This is a genomic window from Pontivivens marinum, from assembly GCF_900231835.1.
In the GTDB taxonomy this organism is placed as follows: domain Bacteria; phylum Pseudomonadota; class Alphaproteobacteria; order Rhodobacterales; family Rhodobacteraceae; genus Pontivivens; species Pontivivens marinum.
On record NZ_OCTN01000002.1, the window covers coordinates 262,389 to 281,977 of the forward strand.

Sequence of the window (19,589 nt, forward strand, 5' to 3'; positions counted from 1 at the left end):
ATGAGCATTGCGCCCGACGTCATAATCCACCCAACAGCAATTGTTGAGGATGGCGCCCGTATCGGCGCCGGTTCATCCATCGGCCCCTTTTGCATGGTTGGGCCAAATGTTGTCCTAGGCGAACGGGTGCAATTATTTTCGCATGTGGTTGTCACTGGATGGACGTCGATTGGTGACGAGACGCGCATCTGGCCATTTGCCTCTATCGGACACCAACCGCAGGATTTGAAATTTTCTGGTGAACAAACCCGTGTCGAAATCGGCAAACGGAACATGATCCGTGAATCGACTTCGATTAACCCGGGTACATCCGGCGGAACGGGCGTTACAATTATTGGCGACGACAACCTGATGATGCTGGGAACCCATGTCGGGCACGATTGCAAACTTGGCAATCACATTGTTCTCGCAAATAATGCCGCAATAGCTGGGCATTGCGTGCTTGAGGATAACGTGATCGTCGGCGGTCAATCCGGCGTCCATCAATTCGTACACATTGGCCGCGGCGCGATGATTGGCGCAGTTTCAATGGTGACGAAGGACGTAATTCCCTATGGTTCGGTCGTCGGTAATCGGGGTGCATTGGCCGGATTGAACATCACAGGCCTAAAACGGCGCGGGGTTGAGCGCGCGCAACTTCATGCATTGCGCGCCGCGTATCAGGCAATATTTGTTGATGGAACAGGTACACTGCATGAGCGGTCGCGCCGAACTGCGGATGATCATCCAGATAATGAGCTGGTTCAAGAAATCGTCGGCTTCATTTTGTCCGAGCATGCCCGATCGGTCGCAACACCGTGACGGCTGGACCTGCGACGTCGTTGGGCATAATCGCGGGGCGTGGCTCATTACCGAAATCGGTGGCTGAGGCACGTTTGGCCGCGGGATTACCCTATTTCGTTGTTGGATTGCAGGGCTTCGCAGGCGATTGGATAATCGAGCACCCGCATAGGATCGTCTCGATCCTAGCTGTGGGAAAACTGCTGAATGCGTTCAAAGAGGCCGAGTGTACGCACGTAACGATGGCAGGTGGGGTTGAACGTCCGTCGATCAACCAATTGAAACTGGATGCGAAAGCGCTCAGCTGGCTACCTAAATTGCTACCCGCCCTTCGTAGGGGTGACGACAATTTACTGCGTACAATTCGGGAGCTGCTTGAGGCGGAAGGATTAATCCTAGTTGGTGCGGATACCATTTTGCCACTGACGCATGATGACGCGACCCTAACGATTACTCAGCCAAGCGCCGAGGATATCTCCGATGTTGATCGTGCCGAGGGATTGCTTCGCGATCTTGCTCCGCACGACGTTGGGCAGGGTGTTGTCGTCGCGCAGGGTTTGGTGCTGGGAATTGAGACGATTCAGGGCACCGACTCTATGCTGAATTTCGTCGCATCTGACCGTCGAGGGCAGGGCGGTGTATTGGTTAAGCGTTTGAAATTAGGGCAGGATCGTGCGCTAGATATGCCAGTTATTGGGCCAAATACGATTAAGAGTGCAGTTGCGGCCGGATTAAATGGAATAGTGGTTGAGGCAAACGGTGTCATGATTCTGGAGCGCGCTGAAACCATAGCGGCTGCAAATGCTGCCAAGATCTTTATATGGGTAAAATCATGAAGGTATTCCTGATCGCTGGCGAGGCTTCTGGTGATAAACTTGGCGCTGCCTTGATGATTGGGTTAAAGCATCTTCGTCCTGACATTCAATTTTTCGGGATTGGTGGGCCGCAAATGCAGGCGCAGGGGCTGACTAGCCTCTTCCCGATGGAGGAGCTCAGCGTTATGGGGCTGGTCGAGGTTTTACCTCGACTTCGCAGTTTGTTTCGGCGACGTGATCAAGCCGCCAATTCCATTCTTAAGTTGAAGCCTGATGCTCTGATTACGATCGATAGCCCTGATTTTTGTCTGCGGGTCGCGAAAAAAGTTCGCAAGCGTCAAGAAATTCCGGTGATCCACTATGTTGCGCCATCGGTCTGGGTCTGGCGTGAAGGACGGGCGGCCAAGATGGCGCAGCATGTCGATCATGTCTTGGCGTTGCTGCCGTTCGAGCCGCCATACATGCGGGCAGTTGGAATGACGTGTGACTTTGTCGGTCATCCTGTTACCGCAGAACCGCAACCAAAACCGGATGAAATTGCAGCGTTACGCGCGGAGTTGAATATTCCGCCTGAAAATCGGGTGCTTGTAATTTTGCTTGGGTCACGGAGCGGCGAAGTTGCTCGGCTTTCAGAACATTTTGGCGCATCTATCGCTCTCCTGAATCGAAACAATTTGAGCGTTGTCGTACCGACAGTTGGCCATCTATACGATCAGGTTGCTGAGGCCGTACAGGATTGGCCATTTCAGGTCACTTTACTTGACCCGCGTGATTTTGATGCAGCGCAGGCCGAGGCCCGAAAACGTTCGCTCTTCCATATGGCCGATGCCGGGCTTGCTGCTTCGGGTACCGTTGGCTTAGAGCTGGGTATGGCCGGTTGTCCGTCAGTGATTGCTTATCGCATGGCGCCGCTCAGTTGGTTTTTTGTAAAGCGTTTGGTCAAAACGAAATATGTGAACCTTATCAATATTTTACTACAGCGTTCCGTTGTGCCGGAGCTGATTCAGCACGATTGCACCGCTGCCAATATCGCATCGGCCTTACGGCCAATCTTGGACCGCCCTGAAGTTGCAGCGGCGCAGCGTGATGGATTGATTGAGGCAATGGTGATGCTGGGAACGGCTCAGGATGCGCCGGGATTACGCGCCGCACGATCTGTTTTGGCTGCGGTGCAGCGGCACTCAAACAACTAATCCAACTCGAACTGAAAAGGGGCGCCCAATTGGACGCCCCTAATTCATTAGCGATTTTCGACGTCTACATAGTCACGATGCGCAGCGCCGGTATAGAGCTGGCGAGGGCGACCGATTTTTTGCTTCTCATCGGCAATCATCTCTTTCCACTGGGCGATCCAACCAACAGTGCGCGACAGTGCAAAGATTGGTGTGAACATGGACGTTGGGAAGCCCATCGCGTCGAGAATGATACCCGAATAGAAATCAACGTTCGGATAAAGCTTACGCTCAACGAAGTACGGATCCTCTAGCGCGATTTTCTCCAGCTCTTTAGCAACCTGCAATGTCGGGTTGTTTTCAACGCCGAGCAGGGCGAGAACCTCATCGGCGCTCTCCTTCATTACTTTGGCGCGCGGATCGAAGTTCTTGTAAACGCGGTGGCCAAAGCCCATCAGGCGGAACGGATCGTCCTTGTCCTTCGCCTTGGCGATGTACTCGGGAATACGATCAACCGAACCGATTTCACGCAGCATGTTCAGCGCAGCCTCGTTCGCGCCACCATGTGCCGGTCCCCACAGGCAAGCAACGCCCGCTGCGATACATGCAAATGGGTTTGCGCCGGACGAGCCGGCCAAACGAACCGTGGATGTCGATGCGTTCTGCTCATGATCCGCGTGCAGAGTGAAAATCCGGTCCATCGCGCGCGATAGAATTGGATCAACAACATATTCCTCGGCCGGAACAGCGAAGCACATGCGCAGGAAGTTCGATGCATAGTCCAGATCGTTCGACGGATACACGAATGGCTGACCGACCGAGTACTTATAGGCCCAAGCGGTGATCGTAGGCAGCTTTGCAATCATGCGGATCGAGGCAACTTCACGCTGCCATGGATCATTCACATCGGTAGAGTCGTGATAGAAGGCGGACATTGCACCAACAACACCGCAAACAATCGCCATTGGGTGCGCATCGCGACGGAAACCACGGTAGAACTGCATCATCTGCTCGTGCAGCATTGTGTGGTTCGTCACGCGGTTGGTGAAATCCTCCAGCTGCTGCGCGGTTGGTAGCTCACCGTAGAGAAGCAGATAGCACACTTCGAGATAGTGCGATTTCGAAGCAAGCTCACCGATCGCATATCCACGGTGCAGCAGTTCGCCCTTGTCACCATCAATGAAGGTGATTGCGCTTTCGCACGATGCTGTGGACGTAAAGCCGGGGTCGAAGGTGAACACGTCAGCCTGCGCGTACAGCTTGGAAATATCGACGACGTCCGGGCCCAAAGTCGGGCTCTTCACGGCAAGTTCTAGATCCTTGCCGTTAACGTTCAATTGAGCGGTGCGTTTTTCAGTCATTCGTACATCCCTGTCATGCGGGCAGGACTAGCCAGCCGCGAGTGGTCTCATATCCGGGGATTTGGGCCCCCTTTAGTTGGATCCTGTCCAACAGCGAGATGGCCCGCGCCGCGCGTTATGCGGCGGCGAGCATGTCGTCGATCCGTGCCAGACTCTCCTCACGTCCTAGGTGGACGAGCACGTCAAATATGCTGGGAGAAGTTGAGCGGCCTGTCAGCACCGAACGCATCGGTTGCATAACCTTGCCAAGTTTTAATTCTTCTTCCCCGGCAAAGGCCTTAATCGCAGCCTCCAGATCGTTATGTGACCAGTTAGCATTCCGCAGTCGCACAGTCAATCTTTCCAGCATACCACGGGATACATCATTGATCTGAGCTGCTGCTTTTTCGTCCATCTCAATAGGGCGAGCAGTCAGCAAATAGTGACCCATTTCAAGGAGGTCCGGGATTTTCTTCGCCCGATCTTTCAGAGCAGGCATCGCGACGGTCAACTTTGCGCGGGTGTCCTGATTGGGCACAGGCATTTGTTGCAGTGCCATATAATCTGTAAGGAGTTCCGTAAGTTCCACGTCATCCATGGCCCGCAAATGCTGTCCGGACAAATTGTCTAATTTTTTAAAGTCGAATCGAGCCGCACCCTTGGAGATTGTATCGAGGCCAAACCATTCGATTGCTTGCTCGGTGGTGAAAAATTCCTCGTCACCATGGCTCCAACTCAAACGCGCCAGATAATTGCGCATAGCTTCAGCAGGATAGCCCATGTCGCGATAATCCTCGACGCCCGGCGCGCCGTGACGTTTTGAAAACTTTGCCCCATCCTCACCGTGAATCAGTGGAATATGCGCGTAGGTGGGTCGCGACCATTCCATCGCATCTAGGATCAGCACCTGACGGGCCGCGTTGGTCAGGTGATCGTCACCACGGATAACATGAGTCACGCCCATGTCGTGGTCATCGACAACCACTGCCAGCATATAGGTTGGCGTTCCATCCGAACGTAGCAGGATCAGATCGTCCAGCGTTTCATTCTTCCACGCGACACGCCCCTGAACGACATCCTCAACAACCGTTTCGCCATCACGCGGTGCCCGCAGGCGAACAACATAGGGCGCATCGGGCAGGTCGGTGGCATCACGCCATGGCGAACGGAATACGGTGGAGCGGCCCTCATCCTTGGCCGTCTCGCGATATTGAGCGATTTCCTCTTGCGTAGAAAAGCACTTATACGCGGCACCCTTGGCCAGCAATTCCTGTGCAACCTCGGCATGGCGCTCAATTCGCTCAAACTGGCTTACCGCCTCATCATCCCAGTCAAGGCCCAGCCATTTGAGTCCTGCGAAAATCGCTTCAGTTGCCTCAGGGGTCGAACGTGCGCGATCCGTATCCTCGATCCGCAGCAGGAATTTACCGCCATTCGCGCGGGCAAACAGCCAGTTGAACAGTGCAGTGCGTGCGCCTCCGATATGAAGGAAACCGGTGGGCGAAGGGGCGAATCGCGTAACGACAGGCGTTGTGGTCATGGGGCGTTAACTTTCCGGTAACTCTGCTTGGCACAAGATGTCCCTGTGTCTAATGCAATCGCGCAACCGTCGACAAGGCGCTCGGCTCTGACTCGGCTCGATGCAGCCCTAGAACCGCAACGACGTCAGCTCGTTTTGTGGGTCCCGGTGCTGTTTGGCGCGGGCATTGGTGTCTATTTCGCGCTACATCAGGAGCCAACATGGGGTTTGTGCATCCTCGTTTTGGCCATTGCGGCGCTGGCATTGCTGGGGTTTCGGGGCGGGTTAACTGCCGGAACTGTCGCGCTGATTATTGCGATACCCTGTTTCGGATTCGTTAATGCGACAATCAGAACGGAAATCGTCAGCCACCCAGTGTTGGAGCGTGATTTCTACGGGTCAATCTCTGGCCGTGTTATCGATATTGGGCGATCATCGGCCGGAAATCCGCGTGTTTTGCTCGATAATGTGACGTTATATGGCGGACCTCAGGTGGCGCGAATACGCGTTTCATTAACTGGTGATGAGGTATTGCCCCATCATATCGCCGGTCGGGTTGTCCTTTTAACTGCACGAATTGGCCCACCGGGGCGACCGGTTGCACCGGGCGGTTTTGATTTCAGGCGATTGGCATGGTTCGATCACCTTAGCGCGGTTGGCTACACCGATATGCCCGTGATGGTGCTTGAGGGTCAGCCAAGCGCCCCGGTATTTCGTGCGCGGATGATCCTTGCCGACGGGATTCGCGCAGGAATGCAGGAGCCCGCTGCCGGTTTTGCCGCCGCGATCCTGACCGGAGATCGTTCAACGGTAGATCAGGAGGTGCTGGCTGATCTACGCGCGTCAAATTTGGCCCATCTGCTCGCGATCTCCGGTTTGCATATGGGGCTACTGACGGCCTTCATATTTGCATTGGTGCGCAGGGGACTCGCGCTGATCCCCGGTCTTGCGCTGCGATATCCGGTCAAGAAATGGGGCGCTGTTGCGGCGATGTTGGCTGGTATTGGATATTTGGCGCTGTCGGGCGCATCGGTGCCAACTCAACGTGCATTTGTGATGGTTGCCGTCGTGCTAACCGCAGTTCTACTTGATCGCCCCGCATTTACCCTGCGCGGCGTGGCATTGGCCGCGATGTTGATTCTATTGGTGCGACCGGAAAGTGTCTTGCAAGCAGGCTTCCAGCTGTCATTTGCGGCAACGTCGGCGCTGGTGGCTGTATTCGAAAAATTGCGTCGCTATAACTGGTGGCGGGATGAGGCAAAGGGCTGGGTCAGTCAGTATCGTCCTGGAATCGCGCTCCTAATCACATCCAGTGTTGCAGGATTGGCGACCGCACCCTTTGGCGCGTTTCATTTCAATCAAGTATCGCAGCTAGGCTTGATCGCCAACTTGATGGCGGTGCCACTAATGGGCGCCGTAATTATGCCAGCGGGGGTCGTCGCTGGCGTGCTCGCCCTGTTCGGATTGCAGGGGGCCGCGCTGTGGGTGATGTCGTTCGGAATTGAAACAGTTCTGGGTGTTGCGCACTGGGTTGCCGGATTGGAGGGGGCCACACGTGGAGTGAAGGCTGGACCATGGTACATCCTCCCAATGATCGGCCTCGCTGGTATTTGGATGATCCTTTGGCGAGGGCGCGGCATTTGGCTGGGACCGACGCTGTTCGCTGTCGCCCTGTTTTTGTGGCAAGCCAGTTCCCGACCTGATTTGTTGATCAGCGATAGCGGGCGTTTGATCGGCGCGATGACCCCGCAGGGACGTGCCCTCAACCGCAGTTCCGGGAACACGTTTGCCGCAAATAACTGGCTGACGGATGATGGTGATCCGTCGGATCGGCCATATGCTGTTGCGCGTTGGCAGCCACGTCAGGGGCAGGGCTGGCAGCGAGTTTCCCTTACAAATTCATGGCACCTGATTGCCGTCACAAGTCGCAGCCGTTGGCCCTCCGATATTCCGCTATGTGATGCCAAAACAATACTGATCGTTGCCGCATGGTCTGGCGAAGTCCCACTACCAGATCAGACCAACGAGTGCGCGCAGGTCTGGCAGCGGGATGCCCTGAAACAAAGCGGCGGACTTGCCTACTGGCTGCGGCCAGATGGATTCACATTGCAAACTGTGTCTGATGCCGAGGCGCAGCGCCCATGGGTGCGCTAATTCCTCAATAGGTCCGTATCAGGCCAACAAGCCGCCCCTGAACCTTTACCTGATCTGACCGATAAATGCGGGTTTCATAGGCTGGATTTGCTGCCTCCAAGGCGATGGCGCTACCTTGCTTGCGAAGCCGCTTTAGCGTGGCCTCCTGATCCTCGACCAGTGCAACGACGATATCGCCGGTATTTGCATCGTCTTGTTCCTGAATAACAACGATATCACCGTTATTAATGCCGGCATCTTTCATCGAGTCGCCCTTGACCTCCAGCGCGTAATGGCGGCCACCGCGTGTGATCATTCCACCTGGAACGGCAACATGGCTGGAGACCTGCTGGATCGCTTCGATCGGGGTACCAGCAGCGATGCGGCCCATGACCTGAAGCTCAACCGAGCCGCTGCTATGTACCGGCATCGCGGCAGATGGGCGTTCGCTTAACCCACCCTGAATAGCAGTAGGACGAAATCCGGATGGCTCTGCGCTGTCAGGCAGGCGCACAATCTCAATGGCACGTGCGCGATGTGCCAAGCGGCGGATAAATCCGCGTTCCTCCAGTGCTGTGATCAGGCGGTGAATGCCGGATTTAGAGCGTAGATCCAGCGCCTCCTTCATTTCGTCAAATGAGGGGGACACCCCATCCGCTTGTACTCGTGCATGAATAAAATTGAGCAAATCGAGTTGCTTACGCGTCAGCATGGCGTCACTCCCAGTCGTGGCGACCCGAAATTGACGGGTTGGCGCAGGTATCGGTTCGCTCAGGTTCTACAAAGGTTCTCGTTTTGTGTCAACGCGCGCTATGGTTAATGCAGCGGGATCGTTTCAACCATATCACCCGCTATGCGTGCAGGATCGTTTGGCGCACGCACTACGAGTATGTCAGACGCATCCAAAACGCTAAGCAGAGAACTATCCTGCCGATCATAAACCCGTACGCCGTCCCCCTCACGCACGGCACGCATATAGTGTTCGCGGCCTGCATTCGGCCCCAGCGCCTTGGTTAACGGCATCACGCTGCGCGGCAGGGGTGCACCTGTTCCGCCCAGCATTCGATCCAGTGCGGGGCGCAGAAAGACATGAGCGCAAACGAACGCTGACACCGGATTTCCGGGCAGGCCGATCATAATTGCGTCGCCCAAACGCCCGGCCATTAACGGTTTTCCGGGACGCATGGCCACCTTATAGAAATCGAGGGCCAACCCAGCGTCGCCAGCAACCTGTGCCACCAAATCATGATCCCCAACCGATGCACCGCCAAGTGTTACGATCAGATCCGCGCCGCGCGCCATATCCAGAACGTCGCGCAAACCGTCCAAAGTATCCGGGGCAATTGGCAATATTCTAGGGGTCGCCCCAGCGGCCTGAACAATTGCCGTAACGGCGTAAATATTCGAGCTGACGATCTGATCCGGCCCCGGCTGTTCACCGGGCACGACCAGCTCATCCCCCGTAGCGATCAGCGCAACGACTGGGCGCCGATATACCGGAACCTCCGCAATGTTCATAGCTGCCAGCAGGGCAATCCGAGCAGGTGTGATCAGGCCCGCCGAGACGATATCGCCCTTGGAAAAATCAGCACCTGCGGGGCGGATGTGCAAACCCTGATCGATCGAATTCAGGGTGATGCTGTCCAAGGACCGAGTAACATCCTCCTGAATCACAACCCGTTGTGCGCCGGATGGCACAGGTGCGCCCGTGAAAATTCTCACCGCACAACCGGCGGAGACCTCTCCGTTAAACCCCAGCCCTGCCTGTGATTCACCAACCACGCGCAAGCTGTGCCCAACCTGAGCATCGCTCTCGCCAATCGCATATCCGTCCATTGCCGACGCAGCAAAGGGCGGCTGGGTCCGGCGCGCCGATACAGGCTGTGCGAGGATACGTCCCGCGCATTCCCGCAATGGAACATGCTCAACCGGCATCGTGGATAACAGGGCGCAGATACGATCTAGGGCTTCAGCTACGGGGATCATGCGATGCTCCAGTGGAGTTATTCTGCCTCGAAACGACCGGATTTTCCGCCATCCTTATAGGTCAGACGGATGTCGGTGATTTCCATATCCTTCTGCACGGCCTTAAGCATGTCATAGACGGTCAGCGCGGCGATGGACACGGCGGTCAGGGCTTCCATCTCAACACCGGTTTGGCCCGTCGTGCGAACAGTGGCGGAGATTTCGACGCCAATATCCGACAGGTCCAATTCCAATGACACCTTGGATAATGGCAGCGGATGGCACAGCGGGATCAGGTCGGCAGTTTTCTTTGACGCCATAATTCCGGCAAGCCGCGCAACGGCTAGAACGTCACCCTTTTTAGCGGTGCCGTCACGCACCAATGCACGGGTCGCCTCGGCCATGCGCACCGATCCACGCGCAGTGGCGGTGCGGGTGGTGATGTCCTTATCCGTAACATCAACCATATGGGCGTCGCCCTTGGCGTCGAAATGGGTCAGGCTCATTGGCGTGCGCTCATCGATACGGGATTGGCGAGCAGGGTGCGTGTCGCTGCCTCAACATCGGTTTGGCGCATCAGGCTTTCCCCAATCAGGAAGGTCCGCGCACCATATCCAGCCACCACGGCCAGATCATCAGCAGTGGACATACCGCTTTCCGAGACCAGCAGCCGATCCTCTGGCACGCCGACTGACAGATCGCGGGTGGTGTTAAGAGATGTCTCGAACGTCTTGAGATTACGGTTATTAATTCCCAGTAGGGGTGACCGCAATTTTAACGCGCGCTCCAATTCAGGCGCGTCATGTACCTCAATTAGTACGGACATTTTCCAATCCTCGGCGGCGCTTTCCAGCTCCGCTGCCTGCTCATCAGACACGCTGGCCATGATGATAAGGATGCAATCCGCGCCAAGGCTTCGGGCCTCCGCCACCTGCCACGGATCATACATGAAATCCTTGCGCAGCACGGGCAGGTTCACGGCGCCGCGGGCGGCGATCAGGTAATCCTCATGCCCCTGAAAACTTGGCGCGTCGGTCAGAACACTCAGACAGGTGGCGCCGCCAGCCTCATATGCCGCGGCCAGCGTTGCGGGGTGGAAATCCTCGCGGATCAGGCCCTTTGAGGGGCTGGCCTTTTTAACCTCGGCAATCAGAGCATAGTCACCACGCGCCACGGTGGATTGCAGCGCACCGGCGAAATCGCGCACCTTTGGCGCCCCCCATGCCAGCGCCTCGATATCGCCCTGTGATCGGACAGCCTTACGCGCGGCGACTTCTTCTAGCTTATAGGCTTTGATGCGGTCCAAAACATTGGTCATGGGACTACCTTTCCGTGGGGGCGTTCAGCTTTGATTGCTTTTGCCGATCCAGTCAATTGGGCGAAGATCGCGCGCGCGCAGCCAGTCATTCACCTGGCTAAAGGGGCGAGACCCGAAAAATCCACGGCGCGCGGATAGGGGCGAGGGATGGGAGGTTTCGATCAGCAGATGATCACCTGCGCCGATATATTTACGCAGTCCCTGCGCGTGTCGGCCCCAAAGAATATAGGCGGTGGGCCGCTGCGATGTTAGGTCCAGCACTTCACGGGCCAGATGTTCCCAGCCCTGCTTGGCATGCGAACCGGCCTGACCCTCACGCACGCTCAATGCCGTGTTCAGCAGCAGAACGCCCTGCGCGGCCCAATGGGATAGATCGCCGCTGGTGGGTGTATCATCAAGGTCGTTCTGCAATTCCTTGAATATATTACCCAATGAGCGGGGCAGGGGCGTAACATTAGCGTTCACAGAGAAGGCCAACCCGTTACCGTGACCCGCCGTGGGATAGGGGTCTTGCCCCAAAATCACCACACGTACATCCGCAGGTGTAACCGCACTCAATGCCGCAAAACGCAGGTGAGCGGGAGGCAGAACATCATCTGCACCCGCCAAATGCGTCGCGATTTGCGGATAGCGATCCGTGAAAAACGGCAGATGCGCCCATGCCTGCGGGATATGTGTCATGGGCTCGCTCATCGGTCCGGGTTTACGCCTGTGTCGCCTTTGCCAGCGCCTCAACCTTGCCCAATGCGGCGCGGCTGTCGATACTTTCGCGTGCCATGGCTACACCATCCTTTAGGTTCGTTACCTTTTCAGCGACATAAAGCGCGGCAGCGGAATTCAGCAGAACGGCATCACGATAGGCACCCTGTTCCCCGTTCAGCAACGCACGAAAGGCGACTGCATTTTCAGCAGGATCACCGCCCAGAATATCCTCGAACGGATGTACAGGCAGGCCCGCTTCCTCGGGGTGCAGCTCACGATCAGTAACGGTGCCGTTTTCAAGCGCAGCAATCCAGCTAACGCCCGCGATGCTCAGCTCATCCGTGCCATCCGATCCATGAACCAACCATGCGCGGTCAGAGCCGAGGATCTGCAACGTCTCGGCCATCGGGCGGATCAGATCGCGTGAGAATGCACCGGTGAGCTGCCGCTTTACCCCTGCGGGATTGGTCAGTGGGCCGAGGATGTTGAAAATGGTCCGCGTGCCCAGCTCCTGCCGTGCGGGCATAACGTGCCGCATCGCGGTGTGGTGCATCGGCGCCATCATAAATGCGATGCCGATGTTTTGGAGCGCGTCCTCGACAACCTTCGGCCCGACCATAACGTCGATCCCCATTTGTCCTAGCGCATCAGCCGCACCGGATTTCGAGGACAGATTGCGGTTGCCGTGCTTCGCAACAACCACACCAGCCCCGGCAACGACAAAGGCCGTGGCGGTAGAGATGTTTAGCGTTCCCTTACCGTCACCGCCCGTGCCGACGATGTCCATCGCCCCCTCAGGCGCAGTCACAGCGGCACATTTGGCACGCATCACACTGGCGGCAGCGGTGTATTCGTCCACCACCTCACCACGGGTGCGCAGTGTCATCAGAAAGCCGCCGATCTGGTGGGCTGTCGCCTCACCGGTCATCAACACGTCAAAGGCTTGCTCGGCCTCCGCACGGGTCAGCGGGCGTTCGACTGCGGCGGCGATCAGGGGCTTCAGGCGATCAGACATGGGCAGGCATCTTTTGATTAGGGGCGAGGTCAAGGAATGTGCGCAGCATGTGCCGCCCATATTCCGACGCAATAGATTCGGGGTGGAATTGCACACCGTGGATCGGCAGCTCGCGGTGGCTAAGCCCCATCACGGTGCCGTCGGCCACATCAGCGGTGATTTCCAGACAATCGGGAATCGAGTCGCGCGCAACGGTCAGGGAATGATATCGCGTCGCCTGAAACGATCCAGCAATGCCAGCAAATGGCCCGCGACCGGTGTGGCGGATCGTATCCACCTTGCCGTGCATAATCGCATCGGCGCGCACAACCTTGCCCCCGAAATGTTGGCCAATAGATTGATGGCCAAGGCAAACTCCCATCAACGGCGTGCGCTTTTCCGCCGCTGCGGCCACCAGATCGAGGCATATTCCCGCCTGATCCGGGTCGCATGGACCCGGGCTGAGCAATATGGCCGATGGCTTTAGCGCCATTGCCTCCTGCACATTCATCGCATCATTGCGCTCCACGCGCACTTCGACACCCAATTCGCCCACATAATGAACAAGATTATAGGTGAAGCTGTCATAATTATCGATCAGCAGCAGCATGGCGGGCCCGTTTCTATAGCTGCGCGGCACCAAATTGGTCGCGCGGGGTCATCGGTTCGCACATTCAGGCTGTTACACCGACGCGCGCGCGGTATAAATGCGGGGAAGTCTACGCCGGGGTCAAGGGACCACGACGGGTAGAGTACCGATTGTGGGGGAATAGGACATGGCACAACGACAGGGTGGCGCAGGATTTATCACCGGATTTGCGGGCGGTCTCGTGCTCAGCGCAGGTGCCTTTGTCGCATCGGCGGTCCTGATCCCGCCTGCGGCGGTCGAACCGGTCCCCGTTGCCGAGGAAATTCCGGTTCCGCCACGCCTGCCGAGCATTACGGAACCGACCAATACCGGACCCGAAACCCAGCAAACACAGGCCGTGCGCCCCAATACGTCAGAACCTCAGGTGCCAACTAGCGCACCAGCTGTTGATCCCGCGATCAATCAGGGCGGCGTCGCATTGGCACCAGCCCCCGCCATAAACCTTGAGGAGCAGAGCGGTGCGCCGATTGCTCGCGCGCCCTCCAGCGGATTTACCGCTCCGCAAAGCTCGGGCGGGCTTGGCTCCCCATCCGTTGAAACGGCATCGCTGAGCGCTGGCGCAACGGCACCTGCGCGCCCCCGCGCGGGAATCGGCGCACCGGCCGGTGGTGCCGGATTGGAGGCCGCTGTTCTGGCGCCAAGTGCTGCACCCACCGCAACTTTGCCGAGCATGAACACAGACGGCTCGCTGGCACGTCCCCGCGTCACTGCAATTCAGCCAGAGGCAGCGCCGCAAAGCGTCGATACCGCGCCCGAGGCATCAACCCCACCACCGCCACCGCCTAGTATTCCCGCAGTTACCCCTGTCAGCGAATCCGTTGTGCCAGAACAGGCACCGCGACGAATTTATGCCGCTGATTTTGAAGTAACGACCGACCAGCCCCTGATTTCGGTCATTCTGGTTGATAGCGGTGCCGAGGCATTTCCCCAAGCAACGATAGATGCGTTGAGCCTGCCACTGACCATCGCAATCCCCGCTGATGCACGGGATGCTGTTGAACGCTCCGCCGCGTTTCGCCGCGCAGGGTTTGAGGTTTTGGCGATGATCCCCGCCGATATCGCCGTCCAGATGGGCAGCATGACGGAACAGCAGATCACCGAAACACTGGCCGGTGTTTTTGCCGCTGTGCCTGAGGCCGTCGGCGTGATCGACGCTGAGGGCGGCGCGATGAGTTCCAGCAGCACCGTCACGCGCACCGCGTTGGAATATCTTGCCCTAACCGGCCATGTGATCGTGACGCAGGCCGGGCAGGGCTTTAACCAATCCGACCGCCTCGCCGCGGCGGAGGGCGTGCCAAGCGCGATGGTTGAGCGCCGCCTGAACAGCACCTTTGGCGGTGGCGCGATGGTGAACGGCCTGCAACGGGTCGCACTGGATGCACGCAGCCGTGGTGGAGCCATCCTGATCGGGCAGAGCGATGCTGAGACGATTACCAGCATCCTGACATGGGCTTTTTCCCCCAGCAGCCGCGCCGTATCGCTGGCGCCGGTTACACCGCTATTGGAGCGGTTCGAGGATAGCCGTTAATCAATGTGGAATGGTGAGGAGCGGTTGCGCTCCTCACAGATTTTAGCGATTTCCTCGGCGTGCCTGTGAAATCGCGTCCCGAGCGGCAGCCATCAGCGCACCGGCCTTGTTGACCGTCTCCTGATATTCCGCCTCTGGATCGCTGTCATAAACAACGCCACCACCGGCCTGCACATACAGCGTCTCGTCCTTGAGCACGGAGGTGCGCAGCGCGATGCAGATATCCATGTCACCATCAGCCGAGAAATAGCCGACGCCGCCGCCATAGACACCGCGTTTTTCGGTTTCCAGCTCGTCAATGATCTGCATCGCCCGCACCTTGGGCGCGCCAGATACCGTGCCGGCGGGCAGACCAGCCAGCAGGGCGTCCAGCGCATCAACGCCGGGGCGTAACTGCCCCTCAACATTGCTGACGATGTGCATCACGTGGGAATAACGCTCGATAATAAATGTCTCGGTCGGGTTCACGGTGCCGATTTCAGCCACGCGGCCAACATCGTTGCGACCCAGATCCAGCAGCATCAGATGTTCGGCCCGTTCCTTTGGATCAGCGAGCAGTTCGTGCTCCAATGCCAAATCAGCCTGAGGGGTCACGCCACGCTTGCGTGTGCCGGCAATCGGGCGGATCGTGACCTTACCGTCGCGCACCTGCACCAGAATTTCGGGGCTGGCACCGATAACCTGAAACCCGCCAAAGTCGAAATAGAACATATAGGGCGAGGGGTTGGTCCGCCGCAGCGACCGGTACAGTGCGAAGGGCGGCTCCTGAAATGGCAGGGACCAACGCTGCGATGGAACAACCTGAAAGATGTCACCGGCGCGGATGTAGTCCTTGGCCTTTTCAACGATGATGTCGTACCCCGCGCGTGTGGTGTTCGACACGGGTTCTGGCATTTCGCCCGCACCGGTTACCTCCTGACGGGCACCGGTTGGGGCGCGATCCAGATCGGCAACGACGTCCATCACACGCTCCGCCGCCTGCGCATGGGCCGCGCGGGCGCTTTGCCCGCTGGCCGCCCAAACAGGGGAGACGATGATAACCTCATCCTTCACCGCATCAACAATCGCCACAACTGTCGGGCGCATCATTACTGCATCTGGCAGGCCCAGCGGATCAGGGTTCACGTTAGGCAAGTGCTCAACATGGCGCACCATATCATAGCCCAGATACCCGAACAGGCCGGCAGCCATTGGCGGCAATTCTTCAGGTGTATCAATCCGGCATTCGGCCAGCAATTCGCGCAGGCTGTCCAGTGGAGCGCTTTCCTCCGCGACGAAGCTATCTGCATCGAAACGAGCGTTGCGGTTAATCTCCGCCTGAGGACCACGGCAGCGCCAGATCAGGTCAGGCTTCAACCCGATGACAGAATAGCGCCCACGGTTTTCACCACCGGTCACGGATTCCAGCATGAAACTGTCACGCCGAGAGCCCGCAATTTTCAGCATCACACTGACCGGCGTGTCCAGATCAGCGACCAGGCGGGTCCAAACGACTTGGTTCCGTCCAGCCTCAAATTCAGCGGTAAAGTCGGAGAGTTCGGGATGTAACTGCATGATTTAACGCAAGCTCAGAACGATTTGATCGAGGATCGATTGGTTCACAGTGATGCCGCGCTCATCCGCGATGGCATTGGCGAAATACCCGATAGTGTCGGCCTCAACATCTGCGCGGGTCTGCTCAATGAACAAGGTGCGCAGGGTTTGTGCTGCCTCATCCTCCAGATTGTAGGGGGTGATGGCGCTGAGCGAGATCAGGATCGCACCAGCCTCGTCCGAGATGACCAGCGTATCGCCGACTTCGCCCTCGAAAAGCTGTGCGATTGTATCTGCGGGTAGAAAGCCGACATCGGCGTCGCGGGTGATTCCGTCATCCGACTGCAATTGCAGGTCCTCACGCTCGGCCAGCAGGCTAAGCGTCAGGCCGTCGGAAAGGGCGGTCTGCAATGCCTCAGCCCGCTGAACAGCGGCATCCCGTGCAGCGTCGTCACGCCATGCCTCGGAGACAGCATCGCGGATATCGGCCAAATCGGGCAGGGTGGGTTCGATAATCTCGTCCACGCGCACGGCGTAATAGGACAGGGTTCCCGCCTCAACCTGATCACGATCCGCGCCGATATCACTGGCAAATGCCTCTGCAACTACCTCGGGCGGCAGACCTCCCACCTGACCTTGCGATACGGTGGTGGTGCCGAATTCATAGGCGGTTTCCTCGGCGATGTTTTCGATGGTTGCGCCACCTGCGATCAGCTCCTCGACGTTCAGGCTTTCATCGATAACGATATCCTCTGCCTCGATGATGGCGAGGTTGCTCTGAATGGTCGCGCGGGCATCCTCGAACGAGGTTTCATTTGCAGGAACGATTGCATTCACTGCGAACAATACCGGACCCAGATCGGTATTTACGGGGCCGACAATGCCGGTTTCCTCAGTTGCGAAAACGACCTCACGCGCGGCGCGTTCCAGCGAGGTTGCATCGATCAGGCCCAGCGAAATGCTGCTTGCGTCCAAGCCACGCTCAACCGCCAAATCGGCCAGCGACGTTTCACCAGCATCAATCGCGGTGCGGGCTGCTTCGGCTGCGGCGCTGTCGGAAAACGCCAAGCGGTCAACGATGCGCTGCTCGGGTGTCTGATACTGGAACAAATCCCGCTCATATTCAGCGCGCAGTGCGTCGTCATCATAGTCAAGAGTTGCTGCAATCATCGCTGGCGTCAGGCGTGCATACGAGATCACGCGCTGTTCCGGAGTACGGAACTGGTCGGCGTTTTCCTCCAGATATGTTTGCAAAACATCATCACCGGCAAGGTCGAGGATAAGCGGATCGGCTGGAACGAGAACCCAGTCGATGCTGCGCTCCTCACCCAGAAAGGTCAGCAATGTATCGGCAGCGACGGGTGGCAGGGCGGACCCCTCACCCACGAGGGTACTGACGGTGGCGACAGTTTCGGAATCGCGCATCAGCGCCTCGAACCGCGCAGGGTTCAGACCGCGCTGGCTGAGGAAGAAGTTATAGCTGGCCGTATCGAACTGACCCGCCGCGTTCGCCAGACCGGGTGTTTCCAGCAATTGGCGCTGAACAACCTCATCCGGTGTGGAAACGCCCAGTTGCGTCGCCTCGTCCCGCAGCGCGGCGGAGCGCAGCAATTCGCCCAGCACCTGTTGGTCAATACCCTGTGCCTGTGCGGTTTGCGCATCAATGCTGATGCCAAACTGGTTCTGGATCGCATTCACGCGGTTTTCAAAGGCGACGCGGTATTCGGTCACGGTAACATCCGTCTTACCGACCTTCGCAACGCTGGAGGCACTGCCGCCGGTCAGGATATCGGTGAACCCGAATGCGCCCAGACCCGCGATCAACAGAATGATGAGGATCCAGCCAAAGAAGCCGGATTTCTTTGAACGCATGGTGCTGAGCATGGTATCGCGACCCTTGTCTTATAAAGTTATCGAAGTGTTATTTGATGGGCACAGGATGCGCAAGCAAGCGCCCGCCCTTAGCCGGTGAAAGCGGCAATCCTGCGGGCCATTTCCTGCAATCCAGACACATCAGCATTGGCAAAGGCAACGCGCATCGTTCGCTCCGCAAAACCATCCGTTCCCGTTGGCGCAAACATTGTGCCGGGCAAGAGTAGCAGGGATTGATCGTCCACCAGACGCTGCGCCAGAACCTCGGATGACATATCAAACGGATGTTGCAGATATGCGAAATACGCACCCGAGCCCAGCCGTTGCCACCCGTTCAAATCATCCGTCAGGCGGTCAATTTCTGCGCGCCGAGAGAGGATCTCCGCTCGCTCACCCGCCACCCAGTCGGATAGGTTTTGCAGGCCGTATAGCGCCGCGCGCTGTCCCAGCTGGTTCGGGCAAATGGTGACGGTGTCGAGGAACTTCTCAACCTGTACCATCCGCGCAGGGCCAGCAATAATTGCTCCTACGCGATGCCCCGTCAGGCGAAACGCCTTGGAGAATGAATATAGGTGGATCAGCGTGTCGCTCCAGTCAGGGTCAGCAAACAGGTCATGAGGTGCGCCCTCAACCGAATGAAAATCGCGGTATGTTTCATCGACGATCAGGGCGAGGCCGTGCTTGCGCGCTAGATCAAAAAACGCACGCAGCAGCCCCGCCGGATATTCCGCACCAGTAGGGTTGTTCGGTGTCACAAGAACGATCGCCTTGGTCCGCGCATCGATCAGGGCCTCGGCCTCATCCACGTCGGGCAACATGCCGTCACCACAGGGCAGGGCGCGGGTTTCAACGCCGCTCATCCCCAACCACATCCGGTGGTTGAAATACCATGGCGAGGGCAGGATCACATTATCGCCAGCTTGCGCTAAGGTCGCCAGTGCCGCGCAAAACGCTTGGTTGCAGCCGGAAGTGATCGCAACCTGACTGCCCGCGATCTGCCCGCCATAGATTTTGCCCCATTGCTGTGCCACGGTATCGCGCAGTTCAGGCAAGCCCAGAACCGGTCCGTATAGATGTGCGCCGGGATCGTTCAGCACAATCTCCGCCATGGCCTGCCGCATCGGTTCGGGTGGCGGATCAACCGGGGCCGCTTGGGATAGGTTCAACAATGGGCGTTCAGCAGGGAAGATTTTTCCGGTTATCCACGTGCGTGCCTGCATGACTGGTGGAGAGAATGTAGCGGTAAAATCAGGGTTGGTCATTGGTCTC

17 protein-coding genes are annotated in these 19,589 nt (G+C 57.7%); 5 read left to right on the top strand and 12 right to left on the bottom strand.

Going from position 1 to position 19,589, the window contains the following annotated elements:
* Genes lpxA through lpxB form a run of 3 tightly spaced genes read left to right on the top strand, consistent with a single transcriptional unit; the run spans window position 1 to window position 2,788 of the window.
* Entirely contained in the window at window positions 1-801 is an 801-nt protein-coding gene (gene lpxA, locus CR254_RS07225) for an acyl-ACP--UDP-N-acetylglucosamine O-acyltransferase (protein WP_097929177.1), read from the top strand.
* The gene (locus tag CR254_RS07230) at window positions 798-1,616 is read left to right on the top strand and encodes an LpxI family protein (protein ID WP_180955920.1); all 819 of its coding nucleotides are present in this window, start codon (window positions 798-800) and stop codon (window positions 1,614-1,616) included. The genes lpxA and CR254_RS07230 overlap by 4 nt, the downstream gene beginning before the upstream one ends.
* The gene (gene lpxB, locus CR254_RS07235; RefSeq protein ID WP_245851481.1) at window positions 1,601-2,788 is read left to right on the top strand and encodes a lipid-A-disaccharide synthase; all 1,188 of its coding nucleotides are present in this window, start codon (window positions 1,601-1,603) and stop codon (window positions 2,786-2,788) included. Before CR254_RS07230 ends, lpxB begins: the two co-directional genes overlap by 16 nt.
* 47 nt (window positions 2,789-2,835) lie before the next feature.
* Here lpxB and gltA read toward each other — a convergent pair whose 3' ends face one another.
* Window positions 2,836-4,128 carry a citrate synthase gene (gene gltA / locus CR254_RS07240; RefSeq protein WP_097929180.1) on the bottom strand — a complete coding sequence of 431 codons (1,293 nt, stop codon included), beginning with the start codon at window positions 4,126-4,128 and terminating at the stop codon, window positions 2,836-2,838.
* 115 nt (window positions 4,129-4,243) lie between these two features.
* The gene (gltX, locus tag CR254_RS07245; RefSeq protein ID WP_097929181.1) at window positions 4,244-5,647 is read right to left on the bottom strand and encodes a glutamate--tRNA ligase; all 1,404 of its coding nucleotides are present in this window, start codon (window positions 5,645-5,647) and stop codon (window positions 4,244-4,246) included.
* A 147-nt stretch (window positions 5,648-5,794) separates the two neighbouring features.
* Between gltX and CR254_RS07250 the strand changes: the two genes are divergently transcribed.
* The gene (locus CR254_RS07250) at window positions 5,795-7,780 is read left to right on the top strand and encodes a ComEC/Rec2 family competence protein (protein WP_180955921.1); all 1,986 of its coding nucleotides are present in this window, start codon (window positions 5,795-5,797) and stop codon (window positions 7,778-7,780) included.
* A 4-nt stretch (window positions 7,781-7,784) separates the two neighbouring features.
* Here the strand turns inward: CR254_RS07250 and lexA are convergent, their stop codons facing one another.
* The 7 genes from lexA to CR254_RS07285 form a co-directional block, all read right to left on the bottom strand.
* Window positions 7,785-8,471 carry a transcriptional repressor LexA gene (gene lexA, locus CR254_RS07255; protein ID WP_097929183.1) on the bottom strand — a complete coding sequence of 229 codons (687 nt, stop codon included), beginning with the start codon at window positions 8,469-8,471 and terminating at the stop codon, window positions 7,785-7,787.
* Between the two features lie 104 nt (window positions 8,472-8,575).
* Window positions 8,576-9,745, bottom strand: coding sequence for a molybdopterin molybdotransferase MoeA (locus tag CR254_RS07260; RefSeq protein WP_097929184.1), 1,170 nt, complete (start codon window positions 9,743-9,745; stop codon window positions 8,576-8,578).
* A gap of 17 nt (window positions 9,746-9,762) precedes the next feature.
* Window positions 9,763-10,230: a cyclic pyranopterin monophosphate synthase MoaC gene (moaC, locus tag CR254_RS07265; RefSeq protein WP_097929185.1), complete on the bottom strand. Its 468-nt coding sequence runs from the start codon at window positions 10,228-10,230 to the stop codon at window positions 9,763-9,765.
* Window positions 10,227-11,042, bottom strand: a complete 816-nt coding sequence (gene trpC, locus CR254_RS07270) for an indole-3-glycerol phosphate synthase TrpC (RefSeq protein ID WP_097929186.1) — start codon at window positions 11,040-11,042, stop codon at window positions 10,227-10,229. Before trpC ends, moaC begins: the two co-directional genes overlap by 4 nt.
* Window positions 11,043-11,066: 24 nt before the next feature.
* Entirely contained in the window at window positions 11,067-11,723 is a 657-nt protein-coding gene (locus tag CR254_RS07275) for a uracil-DNA glycosylase (protein WP_180955922.1), read from the bottom strand.
* Window positions 11,724-11,745: 22 nt separating this feature from the next.
* Window positions 11,746-12,759, bottom strand: a complete 1,014-nt coding sequence (gene trpD, locus CR254_RS07280; RefSeq protein ID WP_097929188.1) for an anthranilate phosphoribosyltransferase — start codon at window positions 12,757-12,759, stop codon at window positions 11,746-11,748.
* Window positions 12,752-13,348 (bottom strand): anthranilate synthase component II, encoded by a 597-nt coding sequence (locus CR254_RS07285; RefSeq protein WP_097929189.1) that lies wholly within the window; start codon window positions 13,346-13,348, stop codon window positions 12,752-12,754. Before CR254_RS07285 ends, trpD begins: the two co-directional genes overlap by 8 nt.
* A 166-nt stretch (window positions 13,349-13,514) precedes the next feature.
* On the opposite strand from CR254_RS07285, the gene CR254_RS07290 reads away from it, so the two are divergent.
* Complete coding sequence (locus CR254_RS07290) at window positions 13,515-14,915, top strand: divergent polysaccharide deacetylase family protein (protein ID WP_097929190.1); 1,401 nt, start codon at window positions 13,515-13,517, stop codon at window positions 14,913-14,915.
* A 42-nt stretch (window positions 14,916-14,957) separates the two neighbouring features.
* Here CR254_RS07290 and trpE read toward each other — a convergent pair whose 3' ends face one another.
* The 3 genes from trpE to CR254_RS07305 all read right to left on the bottom strand — a co-directional run bounded on the left by trpE (window position 14,958) and on the right by CR254_RS07305 (window position 19,582).
* Window positions 14,958-16,469, bottom strand: a complete 1,512-nt coding sequence (trpE, locus tag CR254_RS07295) for an anthranilate synthase component I (protein ID WP_097929191.1) — start codon at window positions 16,467-16,469, stop codon at window positions 14,958-14,960.
* A 3-nt stretch (window positions 16,470-16,472) separates the two neighbouring features.
* The gene (locus tag CR254_RS07300; protein WP_097929192.1) at window positions 16,473-18,332 is read right to left on the bottom strand and encodes a peptidylprolyl isomerase; all 1,860 of its coding nucleotides are present in this window, start codon (window positions 18,330-18,332) and stop codon (window positions 16,473-16,475) included.
* A 77-nt stretch (window positions 18,333-18,409) separates the two neighbouring features.
* Window positions 18,410-19,582, bottom strand: coding sequence for an aminotransferase (locus CR254_RS07305; RefSeq protein WP_097929193.1), 1,173 nt, complete (start codon window positions 19,580-19,582; stop codon window positions 18,410-18,412).
* Window positions 19,583-19,589 lie beyond the last annotated feature (7 nt).